General features: G+C 59.3%; 14 protein-coding genes. 2 read left to right on the top strand and 12 right to left on the bottom strand.

Annotation, left to right across the window (positions count from 1 at the left end):
* Window positions 1–76: 76 nt before the first annotated feature.
* On the top strand, window positions 77–871 hold the full coding sequence (locus tag JFT87_RS05425) for a hypothetical protein (RefSeq protein ID WP_342367167.1): 795 nt from the start codon (window positions 77–79) through the stop codon (window positions 869–871).
* Window positions 872–972: 101 nt separating this feature from the next.
* Here the strand turns inward: JFT87_RS05425 and JFT87_RS05420 are convergent, their stop codons facing one another.
* From JFT87_RS05420 to JFT87_RS05405, 4 genes are read right to left on the bottom strand one after another with little or no spacing between them, the layout of a single operon-like run.
* Complete coding sequence (locus tag JFT87_RS05420; protein WP_201199476.1) at window positions 973–1467, bottom strand: GNAT family N-acetyltransferase; 495 nt, start codon at window positions 1465–1467, stop codon at window positions 973–975.
* An 11-nt stretch (window positions 1468–1478) separates the two neighbouring features.
* Window positions 1479–3575: an HlyD family efflux transporter periplasmic adaptor subunit gene (locus tag JFT87_RS05415; RefSeq protein WP_201199475.1), complete on the bottom strand. Its 2097-nt coding sequence runs from the start codon at window positions 3573–3575 to the stop codon at window positions 1479–1481.
* Window positions 3576–4895 (bottom strand): HlyD family efflux transporter periplasmic adaptor subunit, encoded by a 1320-nt coding sequence (locus JFT87_RS05410; protein WP_201199473.1) that lies wholly within the window; start codon window positions 4893–4895, stop codon window positions 3576–3578.
* A complete protein-coding gene (locus tag JFT87_RS05405) occupies window positions 4892–5674 on the bottom strand; it encodes an efflux RND transporter periplasmic adaptor subunit (RefSeq protein ID WP_201199462.1) in 783 nt (260 codons plus the stop codon). The genes JFT87_RS05410 and JFT87_RS05405 overlap by 4 nt, the downstream gene beginning before the upstream one ends.
* A 486-nt stretch (window positions 5675–6160) precedes the next feature.
* On the opposite strand from JFT87_RS05405, the gene JFT87_RS05400 reads away from it, so the two are divergent.
* Window positions 6161–6850, top strand: a complete 690-nt coding sequence (locus JFT87_RS05400; protein WP_201199461.1) for an NYN domain-containing protein — start codon at window positions 6161–6163, stop codon at window positions 6848–6850.
* Here JFT87_RS05400 and JFT87_RS05395 read toward each other — a convergent pair.
* From JFT87_RS05395 to JFT87_RS05360, 8 genes are all read right to left on the bottom strand, one after another.
* Window positions 6831–8387: an efflux transporter outer membrane subunit gene (locus tag JFT87_RS05395; protein ID WP_201199460.1), complete on the bottom strand. Its 1557-nt coding sequence runs from the start codon at window positions 8385–8387 to the stop codon at window positions 6831–6833. The genes JFT87_RS05400 and JFT87_RS05395 overlap by 20 nt on opposite strands.
* Window positions 8384–9448 carry an HlyD family secretion protein gene (locus JFT87_RS05390; protein WP_201199459.1) on the bottom strand — a complete coding sequence of 355 codons (1065 nt, stop codon included), beginning with the start codon at window positions 9446–9448 and terminating at the stop codon, window positions 8384–8386. The genes JFT87_RS05395 and JFT87_RS05390 overlap by 4 nt, the downstream gene beginning before the upstream one ends.
* A 26-nt stretch (window positions 9449–9474) precedes the next feature.
* Window positions 9475–11013: an MFS transporter gene (locus tag JFT87_RS05385; protein WP_201199458.1), complete on the bottom strand. Its 1539-nt coding sequence runs from the start codon at window positions 11011–11013 to the stop codon at window positions 9475–9477.
* Window positions 11014–11234: 221 nt separating this feature from the next.
* Window positions 11235–12152: a LysR family transcriptional regulator gene (locus JFT87_RS05380; protein WP_201199457.1), complete on the bottom strand. Its 918-nt coding sequence runs from the start codon at window positions 12150–12152 to the stop codon at window positions 11235–11237.
* A 61-nt stretch (window positions 12153–12213) separates the two neighbouring features.
* Window positions 12214–13098 (bottom strand): hypothetical protein, encoded by an 885-nt coding sequence (locus JFT87_RS05375; RefSeq protein ID WP_242487237.1) that lies wholly within the window; start codon window positions 13096–13098, stop codon window positions 12214–12216.
* A 101-nt stretch (window positions 13099–13199) separates the two neighbouring features.
* On the bottom strand, window positions 13200–14066 hold the full coding sequence (locus tag JFT87_RS05370; RefSeq protein WP_201199456.1) for an ABC transporter permease: 867 nt from the start codon (window positions 14064–14066) through the stop codon (window positions 13200–13202).
* Between the two features lie 20 nt (window positions 14067–14086).
* Entirely contained in the window at window positions 14087–14947 is an 861-nt protein-coding gene (locus tag JFT87_RS05365; protein WP_201199454.1) for an ABC transporter ATP-binding protein, read from the bottom strand.
* Window positions 14948–14952: 5 nt separating this feature from the next.
* On the bottom strand, window positions 14953–15978 hold the full coding sequence (locus JFT87_RS05360) for an ABC transporter substrate-binding protein (protein ID WP_201199452.1): 1026 nt from the start codon (window positions 15976–15978) through the stop codon (window positions 14953–14955).
* Window positions 15979–15981: the final 3 nt, after the last annotated feature.

Here is a 15981-nt window from a genome sequence, read left to right as displayed (position 1 = left end):
GCGCTAAAATTCTTATATCAAGTTATGCCCATCCGTTTATGAATTCAGGACGCTGGATAAACGTTAAGGACTACACGTGATCCCCTCTCATCTTCATCTCATTTTTACCTGCTCATGGGCAGTAGTTCTGTTGCTCTTTATCCTGAGCGAAGCGTTGGTGTTGTTCGCAGCCTATTTTCGACTTAATCAGATGGAAGACCACTTCGTTACCTCTGATCTTGTAAGCATTAATAGGAAAAAAATGGGAAACGGACCATTGGGAAGAATGAGAAGAGTCAGGCAAATAAGAGCGCTGACAGGCCGCTTCGATCATTTTCAAATGCTGGACCCGCAAGCGATCATGGAAGCTGAGACTTTTCCTGATCGTCTGAAAAAATGGGTGAACATCTCAGGCTGTCTCTTCCGACTCGGCGTGGCTGGTGCGGCTCTATTTGTGTTTTGGCTGAGTTTCGAGTGGTTATGCACTGCCCTCTCAAAACCCGCCAGCGACCTGAAACTTGTCTTTATCGCAACGTTGATCGCCTGTCTGGTGCTGGCTTTTATGGCAGTGCTTGCAAAGGTATACATCAGCTTTGTCAAATTGGCAGAGATCGAATCCCTGCTCAGGAAGTCGTACTTTATCGCCCGAAATCGTCGAGTGATGGGAGACGGCGCCTATGGTCGATACTGTCGCTTGTCCCACGTTTCAACCATGCTTTTGCTGGATGATGATTTTTTGTCTTTCACTGATTCTCAGGCAATTAACGAGATTGTTCGCTTCCCCTCAAATCTACGTTGCCTGGTCATAATTCCGACGAGGATTCTTGCCTATTCTTTCCTGGGCTATTGCTCAATCCATATCGGTGGAAATGCGTTAGGTGTATTTGTCTGAAGCTGTACCCAGGTCGGAGCTGCCGAAGACTGCGATCTTTTGATCTTGTTGTTAAAAAAACAGAATCAAAAGATCGCAGCCTTCGGCAGCTCCTACAGGGGTTATTGGGGGTACCAGACGAGGCGTTCGGCGGCGGGGTTGCACTCCTCGACCGCAAACCCCAGCGCCAGGTAATGCCGACGCGCATGGGGGTTGCTCGCCCAGACCACCGTCGCCACCGGGCAGCGGATTTGCTGTGCGGCTTTTTGCACCCCTTGCAGCACCGTGCGGCCATACCCCTGGCCGCGAGCTTGAGGAATGAACGCCAGGTACAACACACGAATTTCATTGGGGCCGAAATCCGTGGTCAGCGCGCCGATGGGTGTGTCGAGTTTTTCCACCACGTAATGCATCGCGTTGGGATATTCAGCCTCGATCCCTTGCTCCTGTACCCAAAACTGCTGGGCCACCAGTTCTTCGACGCGTTCAGGCTCGCCGTCGATCCATTGCAGATCGGGCCTGGCCGCCTGATACAGACTTTGCAGAAAAGGCCCGTCACTGGCCCGCGAAGGCCGCACCACCAAACCGTCCGCCGCCACTGCACCGTTGTTCGCCATGCTGCTCTCCCTTAGAAACCACTTTCCCTCACACCCAGCGCCGCCATGCGCCGCCAGGCCGTTCCCAACAACGACTCACCGCTGCCCTGCAACACCACGATTCCGCGCAAGGGTTGTATCGGCATCGGCGCGTTGTCGAGCAGGCTAAGCCGCGCGCCGTATTGCGCTTGCACCGGCTCGGCCCGTTGCGACTGATCACGGCGTACGGCAATCGGCCCGTGATGGTCGGACGTCAGCGCTTCCTGATCAACATAAGAGACGCCATTGGCGTCGATGTCCGTCAGTTGCACGGCGACCGCCGGGTGCATCGGGTCGTCGGCGATAAAGCGCCCGTGCGCCCCCGGCGTCACACGCCAGAGGTCCGCCTCGGCCAGATAACCGCGCAACCGCGCGCCGTCTTCGACCACCCGCGCCAATGGGTCTTTGGTGGCCAGCCAACGACCGGGCACCAGTTGCGGCAGTAAATCGCGCACCGTGCCGGCGTGGGGTGCACGCAGCAACAGGCGCTCGCGCTGAGCGGCCAGCCCACGGTATTCGGCTACCGCTTCGGCCAGGCGCTGTTCGACGATATTGGCATCCGCTGCCGTTTCGCTGCGACCGGCCTGACGGCGCATCTGCAACTGCTGGATCTGAATTTCCTGACGGACAATAGCCTGGCGCGAGTCCAGATCCGGCGATTCCAGCTCGACCAGCACATCACCCTCGGCGACTACCTGACCGTCATGCACATTCACGCGTTTGACCCGCGACGCCACCGGCGCATGCAAGGCACTGGCGCGTCCGGCCTCGAGCATCGTCGGCAACTCCACCGCGCTGCGCCAGGGCAACACCAGCACCAACAGCACGCCGAGCAACGCCAGGCCACTGAGCAACACCCGCGGTCCGTGGGCCTGTTCCCGGCGGGTCCACCACTGGCGCCACTCACTCATGATCGGCAGAAAAATGAACCACACCAACTCCACCAGCATCAGGAAAATCCCCAATACCTTGAAGAACAGGTGGTAGACCGCCAACGCGATCCCGAAAAACAACACTGCACGCCACAACCATGAGCCATACCCCCACATCAACAAACGCCGCTGCATCTTCGGCGACCACGGCTCCGGCGCCGCTTCCCCATAGCCAAACAGAAACTCACGCAGACGCCAGCGGCACAGGGCAAAGGCCCGGCCTTGGAGGTTGTCCACTTCAAGAAAATCGCTGAGCAAAAAGTAACCATCGAAGCGCATGAACGGGTTGAGGTTGATCACCAGCGTAGTGATCCACGTGGCACTGGCAAGCATGAACGCCGCCGTGCGCGCCGGGCCATCCGGCAGCAGCGACCAGGCCAGCAGCGCGATGCAGGCCAGCAACAGTTCCGCCATAACACCGCCAGCACCAATCAGCAGCCGCGCGCGCCGATCGTTGACCCGCCAGGCGTCGCTGACGTCGGTATAAAACATCGGCAGCATCACCATGAACGCCACGCCCATGCTCTGCACCCGGCAACCGGCGCGCTTGGCCATGAACGCGTGGCCGAACTCGTGACACAGCTTGGCGAAGAACAGCGCCACGCCGAAGGACAAGGCACCACCGAGGCTGAACAAATGCGGGAACGTCGCCACAAAGCGCTGCCAGTCCCTCGACACCAGAAACACCCCCAGCCCCAAGGTGGCCGGTAATCCATAGCGCAACGCCCGCGGCCCAAAACGCTCCAGCCAAGGCCAGGCGCGATTGAGAAACGCGTCGGGGCGCCATAGTGGAATACGGAAAAACAGGTATTGATGCAGCAGGATTTGCCACAGGCTCTGCTTCTGCGCCAAAGCCTTGAGCCGGTAACTGGCGCGCTGCTGATCGTCCATGGCGCTGATCAAATCGTGACCGCGCAGAAACTCCAGCAACTGCTCAAGCTCCGTGCCGTCCAGCGGCAGGCCCGGTTCGCGATTGGCCGCGCGCAAGATTTGCTCGGCATCGCCCAGTGACCAGTGGCGCAACAGGCGCATCGCCGCCGTGCCTAGTTTGAAATAACGCCCGCGCACCGGATCGGCCAACGTCCAGCGCGGCGAGCCGTCCAATGCCGGCGCCGCGGGCGACAATTGCAGGTCGGCACGCAGGCTCGGCAGATGCATTTACAGGCCCACGCTCTGACGCAGGCCGGCCAGTGGCCGACGCAGCAGGTACAACGCCAGCGGTGCGCGATCGCCGAAGATTTTCGCCGTGCCGCGCAGGCCGATGCGCGGTGGGGCATCGGTGAAATTGGCGTCCAACCGGTACGCAAGCTGCCCGCCGGCGGTCGGTTGCGCCTCGTAGGCCGAGCGCTCCAGCGTGGCGAGGTGGCGCTTCAGCGGATCGCTGTCGAGAAACAGCGAGATTTCGGCCCCCGGTTCCAGCGAGATCGCGTCGCCCACCGCCAGTTCGATGCGCAATTCAGCCTGGTTCGGATCGGCAATTTCCATCAAACGTTCGCCGGTCTGCACCGGTTTGCCGGTCAAGCGTTCGGCATCGGCAAACACTGCGATGCCGTCGCGTTCAGCGCGCACTTCACTGCGATTGAGCAACTCGCGGGCGTAGTCGCGTTCGGCGCGTTTCTGCTCGACCCGCGCGGCCAATAAATCAATTTTCGAACTGGATTCAGCATCGGCGAACGAACGCTGGGAATTGGCCTTGAGCTCGGCTTCAGCCACACCCAGCGCACGATCAGCCACATCGGCCTGGGCCTTGAGGGTGGTGCTTTCGAAGCGCAGCAGCAGGTCGCCGGTTTTTACCGTCTGGTTGGGTTTGACCAGGAACTCGGCGATCACTCCATCCAGCGGAGCCGCCACCACGCGCCCGCCCAGCGGCACGACTTCGGCCGGCGCCAGCACCGATTGGCGCACCGGGATCAGCAGCCCGAGGAGTAACACCACGACCAATGCGACCTGACGTTTTCGGGTCCAGCGCAGGCGCCAGGGTTTGCGCGGTTGCAGCGCCAGCCAGGCGTGGCTGTAAGTGTCGCCCAGTTGTGACAGCAATATTTGCTCAGGCGGGTTCCACGCCACGTCGCGGGCCAGCCACAAACCGCCGAACACCTCGCCCTGATGGTCCACCAAGGGCAGCCAGAACACCTGGGCGCTGGAGAGGCTTTGCCAGTCGGCTTGAATCGATTCGCTCAGCAGCGTGGGGGAAATCGCTCGCGCCTGCTTCAACAGGTCGAGCTTGAACAACTGCGCCACCGCCTGCTCGACGAACGCCACGAATGGCGCGTTCGGGTCCACGGTGCTTACGCCGGTCACGGCTTGCACCTTGCCGGCAATCAACAACGCCGCGTGGCGAAAACCAAACAAGGCCTGGCCGTCATTGACCAGGCTGTAAGCCAGTTGCGCCGGGTTGCGAGCGGCGCGGGTCTGACGTTCAAGGTCGAGGAACCGGGCGAAGACCTGCTCGGCCCCGCCCGTTACCGGGGCGTTCACTTGAGCTCCGCGAAACGCGCCGTTCCGCTCATGCCGGCCAATAGGCCCGTGGCGTTGGGCAGCGTCGCCACCAACAGCAAGGTCTGGCTGCCTTCATCGATGCGCGCGCCGAGGCGCTTGACCGTGGCATCCAGCGGCTGACCGGTTTCATCGGGCACAAAACTGAAGGTCTGGCCGGGCTTGAGCTTGCCCATCCAGCGCGACGGAATCAGCAAATGGATTTCCAGGGTGCGGTTGTCGACCACATCCAGCAACGGCGCGCCGGCAGCCACGCTTTCATAACGCTGGACCTTGCGCTCGACAACCTGGCCATCAAACGGCGCAATCACGCTGCAACGTTTGACCTGCACTTGATAGACCTGGGACTGCGCCTGAGTCTCGCTGACCTTGGCCTCGGCCCGCGCCACTTCGAAACGCCCGACCGAATTCAACGCTGCCAATTGCTTGTTGTGAGCCAATTCTTCACTGGCCCCACGGGTGGCAGCCTGCGCCGCATTGAGCTGGGCCTGAAAGCCCGAGCAATCGAAACGCGCCAGGGTGTCGCCCTTCTTGAACGACTCGCCCTCACTGAACGGCAACTCGACAATACGCCCCGGCAACTCGCTGGCGAGCACCGCTTGATCCCGCGCCCGCAGCACGCCACGAGCTTCACTGCTGGCCTGCGAAGTGCTACCGACCGGACTGTTTTCCAACAGCGGATCGCCTGCCGCGGGTGTTTGCGCCTGTACTGCGCACGTTACAAAGGTCAATCCTAGAACCCAACTTCCAAAACGCGGCATGACCGTGACTCCCTGACGGATGAGCGGAGTCTACGACAGCGCGGGGTGGCGTCAAGCGAGTAGCCATCATTGGATAGAAATGTGTTGTTTCAAAAGAGAGGGCTGCTCCATGGTTGTTTAAGAAAGGTAGGCAAACACCGACTTCCTACACGAGTTGAGGAAGCTACCAATTGCTCATTGCGAAAGGGGTGATAGACAAGCGACCTAAGAGAATGAACGCAGGGCAAATGTACCTCTCCCTGCAACAACCTCTAATACAGAAGCCCCTAAATGGCTTGACCCCGGTTGGTATCAGCAACCAAAACTGGCGAGCCGGTGCTGGAGATAAACCAGCGGAGTGAGCCTGCAATTATTTGGTGGTTGACCTGCATGACGCGCTCAATCTAGGATTGCCTTACTCAACCCCGTACGTAGCGATTCAGTTCGCTGGCAGTTGGGGATGAAAAAACCGGCTTAGGCCGGTTTTTTCGTTTCTGAGGATTTTTTGTGCGTACCGCATTTTTCGTTGATGGCTACAACCTGTTTTACGGCTTGCTCGCTGGTACACCCTATAAATGGTTGGACCTGCGCAGCCTGCTGACGCACATAACCTTCATAGAAAACCCTCAAAGCTCAATCGTATCGATTGACTACTTCACTTCTCCAATCAAACCCCAGTTGGCAACCCGTGGCCGCGTTTCCAAAGAGGCTCAGGATGCATACATAAGGGCTTTGCGTGCCAGCAAGGTCGCCGTGCATTTCGGAAGACATCAATTAGAGCCAGCCAAAGCGCCAAGGTTTGTAGATAAAAACACCCATGCGTCACGTCAGGACAAAGTCGATATCTGGAAGTTGGAAGAAAAAGAAACCGATGTTCATATAGCAATCAGCATGTATCGCACTGCGAGCCGACAAACAATGCTCGAAGGTGCTGAGAGTATTGAGCAAATCATTCTGGTTTCCAGTGACACCGATATGACCCCTGCACTGAAGGCGCTTCGAACAGATTTTCCCGACCTGGTCATTGGAGTGATCCTTCCTTATCGGACTGGTTCTGTTCGCCCTCCTCCAGGTTCTTTGAAAGATAACTCGCACTGGTTGAGACGCTTTATTGCCAATGAAGAATTGCTCCTTAATCAGTTTCCAAACCGAGTGCCCACGCACAAGAAACCGGCGATCAAACCGGATTACTGGTAGCAAGTTTCGCTATCGGATAAACCGACTCCCAACCTCCACCCAACGCTCGGTACAACCCTACCATCGCCAGCGAAACCCCCGTCGAGCTTTCCACCCACTGCTCCTGCGTGGCCAGCAACGCGCCTTGCACGGTGAGGACGTTGACGAAATCGACCACGCCTTCGACGTATTGCTGTTGCGCGGTGCGCAGGGCGATCTGGTTCTGCCGTACGGCTTCGGCGAGGCTGTCGCGGCGCAGTTGGCTGGCGTTGTAGGCGGTCAGTTGATCGTCGATTTCATGCCAGGCGCGCAGCACGGTTTGCTGGTAGGCCAGCGCCGCTTCCTGTTGCTGGGCTTCGCGCAGGTTGAGCATGCCGCGCAGACGGCCGCCGTCGAACAGCGGCAGGTTGAATTGCGGGCCGATGCCGAACGAACGCGAGCCCCAGGAACCGAAATCGCTCAGTTGCATGGACTGCGAGCCGACGTTGCCCGACAGGGTGATCCGCGGATAGAAATCGCCCTTGGCCACGCCGATGCTTGCGGTCGCGGCATGCAGCCGTGCTTCGGCCTGACGGATGTCCGGGCGACGCTCGGCCAGTTGCGACGGCAGGCCGATGGCAACCTGACGCGGAGTCTGCGGCACCGGGGCGTCTGTGGATAACTCGGCTTGCAACGCTTGCGGCGGCTCGCCCATCAACAGGCTCAGGGCGTTGATCAGTTGAGACTGACGCTGCTCCAGCGCCGGCAGGCGAGACTCGATGGCCGCCACTTGTGCGGCCGCTTCAGCGACGTCCAGGTCCGTGGCTACGCCGTCGGCCAGGCGCAGTTGCGAGAGCTTCAGACTGTGCCGGGCGACGTCGAGATTCTGTTCGGTGACGGCTCGGGTGTTCTGCACACCGCGCAACTGGATGTAGTCCTGAGCGGTTTCGGCCAATACCGACAGCAACACGCCGCGACGGTCGTTTTCGGCGACTTCAAGGGTCGCGTCGGCGGCTTCAGTTTCGCGGCGCAAGCGGCCCCAGAAGTCCAACTCCCAAGACGCAGAGAAGCCGGCGTCCCAGAGGTTGAACGCCGAGTCGCCGTTTTTGCCCGACGGATCGCTCAAGCCCACACCGCTGTTGCGTTTGCGCGCGTAGCTGCCGGTGGCGGCGGTGTTCGGGTAACGATCAGCGGTGATCACCTGGCGGGCGGCGCGGCTTTGCTGCAAGCGGCTGCTGGCGAGTTTCAGATCGAGGTTATCGATCAGGGCCCGCTGGGTCAGGGCTGAGAGTTTCGGATCGTGGAAAATCTCCCACCAGCGTTCGTCCATGGTTTGGGCGACAGCTTGGCTGGCGGCAGGCTTTGCTGGCTTTGACCATTCGGTGATTTGCTGTGGCTCGGGTTTTTGGAAGTCCGGGCCGACGGTGCAGGCGGACATCCCCAAGACGAGCAAGGCGCAGAAAGTCAGTTGCGGCCACTGGCCTCTTCGCGAGCAAGCCCGCTCCCACTTTGAAATGCATTCCCCTGTGGGAGCGGGCTTGCCCGCGAAGGCGTCAGAATGATCAACGGAGATTTTCATCGTTGAACGACCTCATGCTTATCAACGCTGGCGGTATCAATCTGCGCCTCCACCGACATCCCCACCCGCAACCGCCCAGCCAACGGCTGGCCCGGTTCAAGAACGATTTTCACCGGAATCCGCTGCACCACTTTGGTGAAGTTGCCAGTGGCGTTATCCGGTTTGATCGAAGCAAACGTCACCCCGGTGGCCGGCGCGATACTTTCGACACGACCGCTCAACGCTTCGCCACCGAGGCTGTCGACACGAATCCGCACGTCCTGCCCCTGCTGCACATCCGTCAGTTGAGTCTCCTGGAAATTGGCGACCACATAAGCCTGAGCCAGCGGCACCACCGCCAGAATCTTGCTGCCCGGCGTCACATACGCGCCGACCCGCACTGCACGCTCACCGACCATGCCGTCCTGCGGCGCAACGATGCGGGTGTAAGACAGCTCGTAGCTCGCCATTTCCAGCGCCGCTTGCGACCGCTTCAGCCCACCTTCCGCCGCGTCACGCTGGGCGGTGAGGATCTCCACCTGCTTGCGTTCTGCCGCCAGTACCGCCATAGCGTTGGCCAGCCGCGCGGTGGCCTGATCGATATGGGTCCGCGCCTGTTGCGCGTTCTGCACCGTACCGGCGCCCACGCCCGCGAGGTGGTTGTAGCGGTTCAGTTCATGCTCGGCGAAGGCCATTTCGGCCTTGGCCGACACCACCGTCGCCTGAGCCTGAGCGATCACCGATGCCTGGCGCTCAAGGGTCGCCCGAGCGTTTTGCAGTTGCGCCCTGGCCACCAGGGTTTCGGCGTCGGCGGCCTGGGCGGCGGCGCGCAAATCCCGGTCATCGATCAACGCCAGTAACTGCCCCGCCTTGACCTGCTGGTTGTCCTCGACCAACACCTCTTTGATAAACCCGGCGACCCGCGGCACCACCAGGGTGAAGTCCGCAGAGACAAAGGCGTCGTTGGTGCTCTGTTGCGTGCGCTTGCCGAACAGTCCTGGCGCGACCAGGTAAATCAGCACGCCGACCGCGATCGCTGCGGCAACGCCGACAGCCACTTTTTGCTTTGGATAAGTCGTCATAAAAACCTTCTGTTTCAATGAAGCGTTCAAGTCGGCGCGCGCGGCGGATAGATCCGCGTCGGCAGCCAGAAAATCAGCAGGATCAGCGCCACCGCGACGCCGGCCATGCACAGATAAAGATCGGAAGACGTCAGCACCACGGCCTGCTCATGCAGCCGATGGGCAAGGCCGGCATCGCTGCGGTCGGCCAGGGGAGAGTTACCGAGGCTGTCGACCAACATGGTCGAGTGGAAATGCAACCGTGAGGTGGTCAGCGCATCGAGTACGCCGGTGGCGATCACCGCGGCCAGGCCTTTGACGGTGTTGAACCAGGCCGAGGCGAACGGCCCTTCCATCGGCGTGATGCTGCCGGTGGAAAGCATCAGCAGCGGCAACACCGCCATAGGCTGACCGAAGATTTGCAGCAGTTGCAGGAGGTAGAAATCGTCGCGAATCCACGCCGAGGTCAGTTGCGAACCACCGAGGCAGGACAACGCCAGCATGCTCAGGCCAATCCCCAGCACCCAACGGCAATCGACCCAGCGCAGGTTGCACAGCGCCGCCACCAACGGCAGCGCGATCAATTGCGGCAGCGCTGCCAGCAGCATGATCGGCGCGGTCTGAATCGGCCGATAACCCTGGACCTGCGCCAGGTAACTGGAGGGAATGATCACCACCGCCAACAGCACCACCAACACCCCGGCAAGGGTCATCAAAGCAAACGACAGGTTGCGGATGCCGAGCATCTGCAACTTGAAAAACGGAATCGGCTGCGACCATTCGTTGATCAGGAACAGCACCAGCAACAGCAACCCGCCGCCGAGCAAAAAGCAGATGAGGCTCGATTCGAACCAGTCCAGCCGATTGCCCTGCAAGATGCCGATCACCAGCATGCAAATCGCCGGAAAGCCCAATAGCAAACCACGCCAGTTGAACTGCTTTAAGCGCTCCAGGCGCAGTGGATCCTGAGGCAAACCGTAGGCCACCGCCGCCATGGCAATCAGGCACGGCCCGATGATTTGCCAGAACGTCCATTGCCAGCCGAAGTACTCGGTCCACAACCCGGCCAATGGTGTGCCGAGGCCGGGGCCGAAAGTGGCCGTCAGCGCGTAACCGGCCAAGCCATAGAGTTTGAAATTCGGCGGCAGGAAACGCAGCGCAACGGTCATCAGCATCGGCGGCAATGCCCCGCCGGCCAGGCCTTGCAAGATGCGCATGAGCAACAGGCTTTCGTAATTCGGTGCGAACGGGCACAGCACGCCGAGCAAGGTGAACAGACTGATCGCGCTGAGGGTGAAACGCCGCAACGAGAACGTCACCGAGCACCACGGCGCAAACGCCATCGCCGCCACCGAGGTCGCGGTGTAACTGGCGACCAGCCAGGTGCCTTCGTCGTAACCGATGGCCAGCGCGCCGCGAATGTCGGCCAACGCGACTTTGGTCACCATCTCGTTCAGGCCGGACACCAGCACCGCCAGCAACACGCCCACCAGACCGATGATGATCCGCAGACCGAAGACCGGTGGCGCAGCCGCCGTCGCCGGGTTGGCCGCAGCGATGGGCGCCGTGACCGTCAGGGATGTCATGAAATAGCTACTCCGGGAAGAAAAATACCGGAGCATCTTAGTCGGGCTTTGTACTGACTAAAATTGACTTATTGGCAGTTTATAAGTGCGCCAGACACAACTATCCACTGTAGGTGTGAGCCTGCTCGCGATGGCGCTATTTCAGTCGATATTTTTGGCGACTGATACACCGCTATCGCGAGCAGGCTCACTCCTACAGGGGTTTTGTGTTGGTTCGCAGATTATGGCTGGGCGGCCAGCCAGGTTTCGTCGCAACAGGCCTTGAGGGTTTCGCGCATCCAGCGGTGGGCCGGGTCTTTGTCGTAGCGCGGGTGCCAGGCTTGAGTGAGCATTAGCGTCGGCAATGGAATCGGCAGGGTGAATGAACGTAGTTTCAGGCCCAGACGCCGTACGCTCAGCAGTGCTTCCTTGGGCACAGGCAGCAACAGATCGGAATCCGGCAACGCAAACATCGCCGCATGGAAACTCGGCGCAATCACCGCCACCCGCCGCTCCAGCCCCAAGGCATTGAGCGCCGTGTCGATCGGCCCACGGGCAATGCCGCGACGGGACATGCTGATATGGGAGAACCCGGCGTAACGCTCGGCGGTGATTTCTTCGGCAAACAGCGGATGATCTTCCCTGGCCAGGCCGACGAAGTGAGTAGCAAACAGGTTCTGAATCTTCACTTCCGGCATCGACGGGCGATTGTTGCTGATGCTCAGGTCGATCCGCCCTTCACGCAACGCCTCATCGTCCCCATCGCCTTCCGGGACGAAACGCAGCTCGCAGTGCGGGGCCTGACGCTCCATGGTGTCGAACAGCTTGCCGCCGTAAACGCCGACGAAAAAGTCATTGGCGCGAATACTGAAGCGACGGCGTAATGTGCCCAGCTCCACCGCATCGGCCGAGCGGAACAACAGCGCCGCTTGCTCCACCACGTCCCGCACCTGCTCGCGCAATGCCAGTGCCTTGGGGGTCGGCACCAGTCCACGGCCGGCGCGCACCAGGATCGGGTCGCCGATGGCCTCGCGGATTCGGGTCAGGGTTCGGCTCATGGCCGCCGGGCTGAGGTTCATCCGTCTGGCGGCGCCAACCACGCTGCCCTCGTCGAGCAATGCGTCGAGGGCGACCAGAAGGTTCATGTCCGGGAGTTGCATGCTGAGCACTCGTAGCGGATCTGGATTGATCCGGACGCAATGCTAGCAGAGGGCTGAGCCCTTAGTTGTTGATCGGCTTCATTTCAAAATGCAATTCGTTGATGCGCTCTGCGAGAGGATCAGGGGTCTCCGCTATCCTTGGCAAACAGTCCTGTAGCTCAAGACTTTCCTTACTGGGAAGCGTCACTTCTTGCACGATGTCAGCAACACGAGGTCCGAAATAGAGGAAAGTTTCCGGAATAATCTCTGCAATTGAGATACGACGCTGCTCCGGCCCCACAAACAAAACGTGATACTGCTTTGAATCAACTCCAGCGCAATTGAAATTCGAACTGAAATCAGCCGCATGGGCGACTCTGTACAGGATCTGTAGACGTTTGGTCTCCGAGAAAAAATGGTCCACGTAAAACGCGCTCATACCTGTCATGAAACAAATCAGAGCGGCAGAAAAAATCACTGCCAATGGATTTTGATGTGTCTCGGACCAAAACTCACTGTCTCGTACTTTGACGAAAAGATAGATCGCGGCGACAACCGCCCCTGCAACCAGGGGCCAAAACAGAAAAATCATCAGTTGAACAACAGTACCGGCCACTAACGTCATAGGAAGGGCTGATGCATCAAAGGGAAAAATACTGTTGATATCACTTATCGCCTTCATTCTGGCAAAGTAGGTGGCTGCACCAATGAGTATCGTCCAGAAGAAAGCGGAGACTGCGTAATTACCGAAGTGTCTCAGAATCTTTTGTTCGATCAGAATTACGACGCCAAATATGGCAGCGATCATCGAAGCGCACGTTACGGCCAAAACCCAACCCGGTGTCAGCAGGTCATTTGAGGATATGACGAGGCTTGTAACAAAAAGAAAAAACGACAGTGACAAAACCCACCCTACAACATTGGGTTTACCTGCATTCATATTCGATTCAAACCCTTCTCTGGCCAAAGAAGAAATTCCTTTTAAATGTGGATTTCAATGCACCTTTAACGGCCCCCTGCCACAAAACTTAAACATTGAAATACCAACATAAAAGAAGCTTTAACCAATCAGCGCTGCATGCCCCACCGCTTCACCGTTACCCGCTCCAGCGTGTCGAACACCAGGTTCTCCACCAGCAACCCAATCAAAATCACCACCGCCAACCCGGCAAACACTTTGTCGGTGTACAGCTCATTGCGATTCTGAAAAATGTACCAACCCAAACCACCCTTGCCGCTGGTGGCGCCAAACACCAATTCAGCCGCGATCAGCGTGCGCCAGGCAAAAGCCCAGCCGATTTTCAGCCCTGCAAGAATCGACGGCAGCGCCGCCGGAATCAGGATGAACAACACGAAACGCATGCCCTTGAGGCCATAGTTGCGGCCGGCCATACGCAGGGTTTCCGAGACGCCGAGAAACCCGGCGTACGTGTTCAACGCCAAGGCCCAGAGCACCGAGTGCACCAACACGAAAATCAGGCTGTTCTGCCCCAAACCAAACCACAGCAGCGCCAGCGGCAACAGCGCAATCGCCGGCAACGGGTTGAACATCGAGGTCAGCGTGCTCAGCAGGTCGCGACCCAACTGCGTCGAGACCGCCAGGGTGGTCAGGGCAAACGCCAGCACGATGCCGATCAGGTAACCCTTCAGTAAAACGATCAGCGAGATCCAGACTTTGCTCAGCAACTCGCCGCTGAGCAGACCGTCATACAGGGCGCTGCTGGTTTGCAGAAAGCTCGGCAGCAGCAGGTCGTTGTTCTGAATACGCGCGACGACTTCCCAAAGCACGGCCAGCAATATCAGGATCAGGCTTTTTCGCAGCCAGCCTTGCTGCCAGAGGCGTTGGCCAAGCGGCAGTTCACGCTCCAGCGGTACGCTGGTCAGCGGCTGCAAATCAGTTTCGAATTCTTCACGCGGGGACGATAGATGGCTCATCGGGCAATCCTCTCAATGGCTCAATAAGCGATGCGTATGTCGGAAAAATCCAGCTCACGCTCGGTTTCCGGGGACTGGCCTTCATCGAACAACAACCGATGAATCCGCCGCGCCGACTCCTGAAACGCCACGCCACCGAGGCTGTGCAAGTCGTACTGATGACTGTGGACTTCCGCCCGTACCCGACCCGGATGCGGGGACAACAGCAGGATCCGATTGCCCACCACCAGCGCTTCTTCGATGGAGTGCGTCACAAACAACAGCGTGAACCGCACCTCTTCCCAGAGCAGCAGCAATTCTTCCTGCATCTTGCGTCGGGTCAACGCATCGAGGGCGGCGAAGGGTTCGTCCATCAGCAGGATTTTCGGCTGCATGGCCAGCGCCCGAGCAATCGCCACCCGCGCCTTCATGCCGCCGGACAAGGTGTGCGGGTAGGCATCGGCAAACGCCGCCAGCCCGACCTTGTCCAGATAGTGCAGCGCCCGTTCTTCGGCTTCTTTTCGCTTCAGGGTTTTCGACGCCAGCAATGGAAACATCACGTTCTGTTTGACGGTTTTCCACGGCGGCAGTTGATCGAACTCCTGGAACACCACGATCCGGTCCGGGCCCGGCGCATGGACGGTTTGGCCCTGAAGACGAATCTCGCCCTCGCACGGCTGGATAAACCCGGCGACGGCTTTGAGTAACGTTGATTTGCCGCACCCGGATGGGCCGAGCAGCACAAAACGGTCTGCCGGATCGATTTCAAAACTGACCTGATGGGTGGCCCGAACCACCCGCTGCGGCGTGCGGTATTCCAGGCTGACTTGGTCGACCGACAACAGCGCTTGGGCTGCTGCGGCCGGGTTGCTGGCCGTGTGGCCTTGCAAGGGGGCGTTCATCTTGATCAGCTCCCTTGCAGCGGTTTGGCGTCCTGGAAGAAGTAATCCTTCCACGACTCCGGTTTGTTTTTGATCGCGCCGACGCGGTAGAGGAATTCGGCCAACGGGTAAGTGTTCTTCGGCGTGACGCTGAATTCGAACTGCGGGTTATCGATGATTTTCAGCAGTGTGGCGCGGTCGATTTTTGCCTTGGTCACGCGGATGTAAGTGTCAGCCGCTGCACCTTTGTCGTTCTGGGCAAACTCGGCGGCTTCGGTCAGGGCTTCAACGAAGGCTTTATACGTTTTCGGGTTCTCGTCGCGGAATTTCTCGGTGGCAAACAGCACCGTCGGCGAGTTTGGACCAAGCACGTCGTAGGAGTTGAGCACGATGTGCACGTTCGGGTTTTCCAGGGCCTGATCCTGGAACGGCGGGTTAGAGAAGTGCCCGGACAATTCCGTGCCGCCGGCAATCAGCGCTGCGGTGGCGTCTGGGTGTGGAACGGCGACGGTGTACTTGTCGAGACGATTGAATTCCTTGTCACCCCACTGCTTGGCCGCCGCGTATTGCAGAAAGCGCGACTGCACCGAGACCCCGACCGCCGGCACCGCGATGCGGTCCTTTTCGGTGAAGTCAGCGATGGTTTTGACGTTTGGATTGTTGCTCAGCAGGTAATACGGGAAGTTGCCGAGAGAGGCCACGGCTTTGACGTTCTGCTTGCCGTGGGTGCGGTCCCAAATAGTCAGCAACGGCCCGACGCCGGCACCGGCAATGTCGATGGAACCGGAGAGCAACGCATCGTTGACCGCCGCGCCGCCCGAGAGCTGCGTCCAATCGACCTTGATATCGACGCCTTCCTGCTTGCCGTACTTCTCGATCAGGTTCTGATCGCGCACTACGTTGAGCAGCAGATAAACAATGCCGAACTGCTCAGCAATGCGAATTTCACCTTCGGCGTGGGCCACGGTCGGCGCCACCAGGCTGCCGGCGATCAGGCTGAAGCCCAGGCCGATGGCAGCCGCCAACGGCGCAAATGGAAGACGTTTGGACATGAT

Source organism: Pseudomonas sp. TH15 (assembly GCF_016651105.1).
Taxonomy (GTDB): domain Bacteria; phylum Pseudomonadota; class Gammaproteobacteria; order Pseudomonadales; family Pseudomonadaceae; genus Aquipseudomonas.
The sequence above is the reverse complement of the archived record's forward strand: the minus strand, read 5'-3'. Positions and strand labels throughout refer to the sequence as shown.